Origin of the sequence: Psychromonas sp. Urea-02u-13 (assembly GCF_002835995.1) — a bacterium.
Lineage (GTDB): Bacteria > Pseudomonadota > Gammaproteobacteria > Enterobacterales > Psychromonadaceae > Psychromonas.
In genome coordinates, this window is the sequence record NZ_PJBZ01000153.1 from 1 (window position 1) to 3,826 (window position 3,826).

At 34.1% G+C, this 3,826-nt stretch carries 4 protein-coding genes; 1 reads left to right on the forward strand and 3 read right to left on the reverse strand.

Annotated features, from left to right (window positions below):
• Positions 1–544: 544 nt before the first annotated feature.
• Positions 545–820 (reverse strand): hypothetical protein, encoded by a 276-nt coding sequence (locus CXF74_RS20780; protein ID WP_157822492.1) that lies wholly within the window; start codon positions 818–820, stop codon positions 545–547.
• 114 nt (positions 821–934) lie between these two features.
• The gene (locus tag CXF74_RS20785) at positions 935–1,573 is read right to left on the reverse strand and encodes a hypothetical protein (protein WP_101084478.1); all 639 of its coding nucleotides are present in this window, start codon (positions 1,571–1,573) and stop codon (positions 935–937) included.
• Positions 1,574–2,147: 574 nt separating this feature from the next.
• Between CXF74_RS20785 and CXF74_RS20790 the strand changes: the two genes are divergently transcribed.
• On the forward strand, positions 2,148–2,381 hold the full coding sequence (locus CXF74_RS20790) for a hypothetical protein (RefSeq protein WP_101084480.1): 234 nt from the start codon (positions 2,148–2,150) through the stop codon (positions 2,379–2,381).
• Between the two features lie 231 nt (positions 2,382–2,612).
• Here the strand turns inward: CXF74_RS20790 and CXF74_RS20795 are convergent, their stop codons facing one another.
• Positions 2,613–3,356 (reverse strand): hypothetical protein, encoded by a 744-nt coding sequence (locus tag CXF74_RS20795; protein WP_101084482.1) that lies wholly within the window; start codon positions 3,354–3,356, stop codon positions 2,613–2,615.
• Between the last annotated feature and the right edge of the window lie 470 nt (positions 3,357–3,826).

The following is a 3,826-nucleotide window of genomic DNA, read 5'->3' on the forward strand; positions in this document are numbered from 1 at the left end:
TTAAGCGGACAAAAATTGTTGGCTATAATTTTGTGAGGAACGAACAATAGCCAACTGTTTTTGTTCCGTTTAAAGTGCTTGTTAGTTGAGTTTGGCGGTAATAATTACCTAATGAAACACGATAACTAATATTAGAAAAACTATCTAGTAACCTCTTGAAAAACTAAGACATAATTCAACTAAACAACACACTCGTGATTACATTTGAAAACTAGAAACTAGAATGACGCCATTATAAAATAAGCGGAGCTAATGGAGCTGAGAGTTCTGGTTAACTAACGAGTTAAACTTTGCATCAGACGACTATTAGCGACAACATATTTTGGCGGAATGAACGCTCTACAAACTGAAGCCACAAGGCAACGGCTTTGATGATTACAAAGCTCAAAAAATTACCAGTAATGCTACGCAGAAAGAATTACCAACCTCAATTTTAAAAACCAACTAACGCCGCATTAAGCGGACTAAAATAGTGGGTTATAATGTGTAGCGAAGCGAAACGTAACCCACTGTTTTAGTTCCGTTTAAATGCCTTGTTATGTGTTTATGCCAACTGTAGTTGCTGACGTTTCTTTTTGCACTTACAGCAAAGCTTAGATAATAAAGAAAACCACTCATCGTTGGAGTAATTTGATACCTTCAAGTCACCTAAAGCCTTCGGATGACACCAAGTAGCCAAAGCCTCTAGAGAGCTAACTTTTTCAACCAAAGTTCCACAGAGATAACTATTATATTGTTGTTCAATTTCGTCATAAGCACGTAATTGATTAGATGCTTTTAGCTCAGAAATTATTTGTTTGAGTAACTCTTCCAATGACATATTTACGAAAGCTCCAATGACACATAACGCCCACATTAAGCGGACTAAAATTGTTTGCCAAACTTGTGAGGAACGAAACATGGCAAACTGTTTTAGTTCCGTTTAAATTGCTTGTTAGCTGTTTAACTTAGCTAGTTTAAATGCATCGTCTATTTTTCCTAATTGAAACATGCTTACCACTGCGAATACAGCAAGTGCAAAAGTTAAAAGTCCAGACATCAACACCCAAAACATATTTGCTAACCCCAAACTACTTTCAAACCAACTACTATTTGTATAGGTGGTATGGATGATGGTTATTGGAAAAATAGTTAACATAGAAAATAACAGATATAAGAAAGCAAACTTAATATCTTGAAAGTAAATATTAATACCAAACACCTTTTCTTTTCCATATTGTTCTTTTAATAAAAACGTTTTCCCACTATTTGATACTTTTAAAAAACGTCTCCCTTCCAGATATAAAGCAAGTACTTTAGAAGGAGACTTGTACTGTAAAATGGCTTTGATTTCATCAAACGTAAACACTTTCCCAAATACAGCAGAAAATGCTTGCTCAGTTGAAAATTTTTGCCGAGCATTAGGTTTATTTAGATTATATTTAAGAATATTATTAATTAGTTCAATTTTTTGAAGACCGATCTTTTTTCTCTCAAAGTGTTGAGAGAATAAAAACCTAAGTGCCCCTATAACTGCAGATATGCATATGATACCTAAGATTATCTCTGGAAAATTTTTGGCAATTTCGTTCAAAACAGTAACTCCTGAAAATCACACTGACAGCTAACGCCTTAATAAGCGGATAAAAATGGTTGGTTAAAATCGCGAAGCGATGACCAACTGTTTTATTCCGTTTAATTAACTTGTTAGGTTTAAGCCCACAACAGCGGGCGTAAACCTATTAAATTTTGTTAATTCTAGTAACCCGCTGACTGACGAATTTGCTATAAAAACTGAACAAATCAGTTAATGAGTAACTAGCTAATACTTTGAATTTTAAAGTTAAACGCTGAACTAAGCTACAACATAAAATTGATTTAAACGTAACTTGTGAATCAATGCAGAAATTGGGATAGAAAACTCATAAATCCATTTTCACAAACAGAGTGCCAATCTAACACGATGGAAAAATCACTCTGTAATTAAACGATGTAAGCAACATTAAAATTTCAGATTCTCAAGTAAACCTAACGCCTAATTAAGCGGACAAAAATTGTTTGCCAAACTTGTTGAGGAACGAAACATGGCAAACTGTTTTTGTTCCGTTTAAATTTCTTGTTAGGCAATTTCACTCATAGGAGACTTTGATTTTATCCAGTGTATCCAGATGGAAATTATTAGTAACATTGAGTTATTAGCTATCATTATCCAGGGTCTTAATTCCATAGGGAAAATACTAGTTACAAAAGGAATAATAGATATTGAAAACCCAATTGTTGTTAATATAATCGAAGGATATAAGAAAAAGAATCCCCAATTTTGCTTTTTAAATAATCCTACCGCAGATATAAATAACAATATTACCCATACGATTATTAGTAAATTATTAGTAAATTATTAGCTAGAGTTAATCCAAACGAACCTATCATCGATAATATTTGCCAATTAACAAGTAACGTAAGAACAAGAAAAAACGAAATAGCGCTCTGTCCATATTTAGATAATGAATCTTGCATATTTACCTCTGTTGCCTAACGCCGCACTAAGCGGATTAAAACAGTTGGTTATAATTTGAGAGGCACGAACGAAACCAACTGTTTTAATTCCGTTTAAGTGCCTTGTTATGAGTATATTATTCTGCATCAAGCTCTATTAAGTATGCCGGAACAATTTTCTTTAATGGCTCTACCCCATTTGCCTTAGATGTCGGAAAATCATGACGAATCAGAGTCTTATTTACCACTCTCAGCTTAAGACCTGAAGCAATCAGTAATTCTTTTTCATTTCCCAGCTCTCCATCCAACGAAAAAATATAGGCTTTGGTTTTAGGATTTGTTATTTTTATAACAGCGAGATGAATTTCTCCTCGATCAAATGCTTTACCACGCCAATCAGCGTTTCGAATTGCGACTTGTGGGCATAAGCTAGTTGAAAGAGGTCGACAAGTCTTGAATGTATCACCAACATTGTTTGGGATATAACCTCCATGATAAAGGTATTGTCCATTAGGTAATAACCTGCCATATGTAGCAATATCATTAGACACAAGATCAAAATCACAAGATGGATAGAGGTGTTTATAAGCGGATATAAATTCAGGATCTTCCGTCGGCATAGCTGACAAATTTATTTGAAAATGTTGAGAGTTCCTTAGGTATCGGTCAATATGAAATTCAAGTCGATTGTTGCTAACCTCATTGATCATATACACCGCTGCCGCGCGATAGTTAGACAGCTCAGATTTTAAAGATAATTTAACCGAACGAGGTGGAGGATTACCTAATGTTATTTCCTCAAGCATTTCTTCTTGTGTAGGGTTTCTCTCATTCCATTCCTGATAAGGGGGAGAGAAAGAATCCATCAGTAAAAAACTCATATTAATACACTCCACTTGATAAATGACTATACAACTACAAATACTCATAACGCCCACATTAAGCGGACTAAAATTGTTGGCTAAAATGTGTAGCGAAGCGAAACTGAGCCAACTGTTTTAGTTCCGTTTAAATTGCTTGTTAGGTTTAAGCCCACAACAGCGGGCGTAAACCTATTAATTATTGTTAATTCTAGTAACCCGCTGACTGACGAATTTGTTATAAAAACTGAACAAATAAGTTAATGAGTAACTAGCTAATACTTTGAATTTTAAAATTAAACGCTGAACTAAGCTACAACATAAAATTGATTTAGACGTAACTTGTGATTCAATGCAGAAATTGGATTATCAAACTCAGTAAACCAGTTTCACAAACAAAGCTTCTCTTTAAATGCGATGGAAAAATTACTATTCAATTTAATAACAAAACCACCATTAAAATTTCGGATTCTCAAGTAAACCTAACGCCT

Coding starts and splice junctions, on each gene's coding strand:
- CXF74_RS20780 (WP_157822492.1), bottom strand. CDS start 820: ATGTCATTGGAAGAGTTACTCAAACAAATAATTTCTGAGCTAAAAGCA.
- CXF74_RS20790 (WP_101084480.1), top strand. CDS start 2,148: ATGGAAATTATTAGTAACATTGAGTTATTAGCTATCATTATCCAGGGT.
- CXF74_RS20795 (WP_101084482.1), bottom strand. CDS start 3,356: ATGAGTTTTTTACTGATGGATTCTTTCTCTCCCCCTTATCAGGAATGG.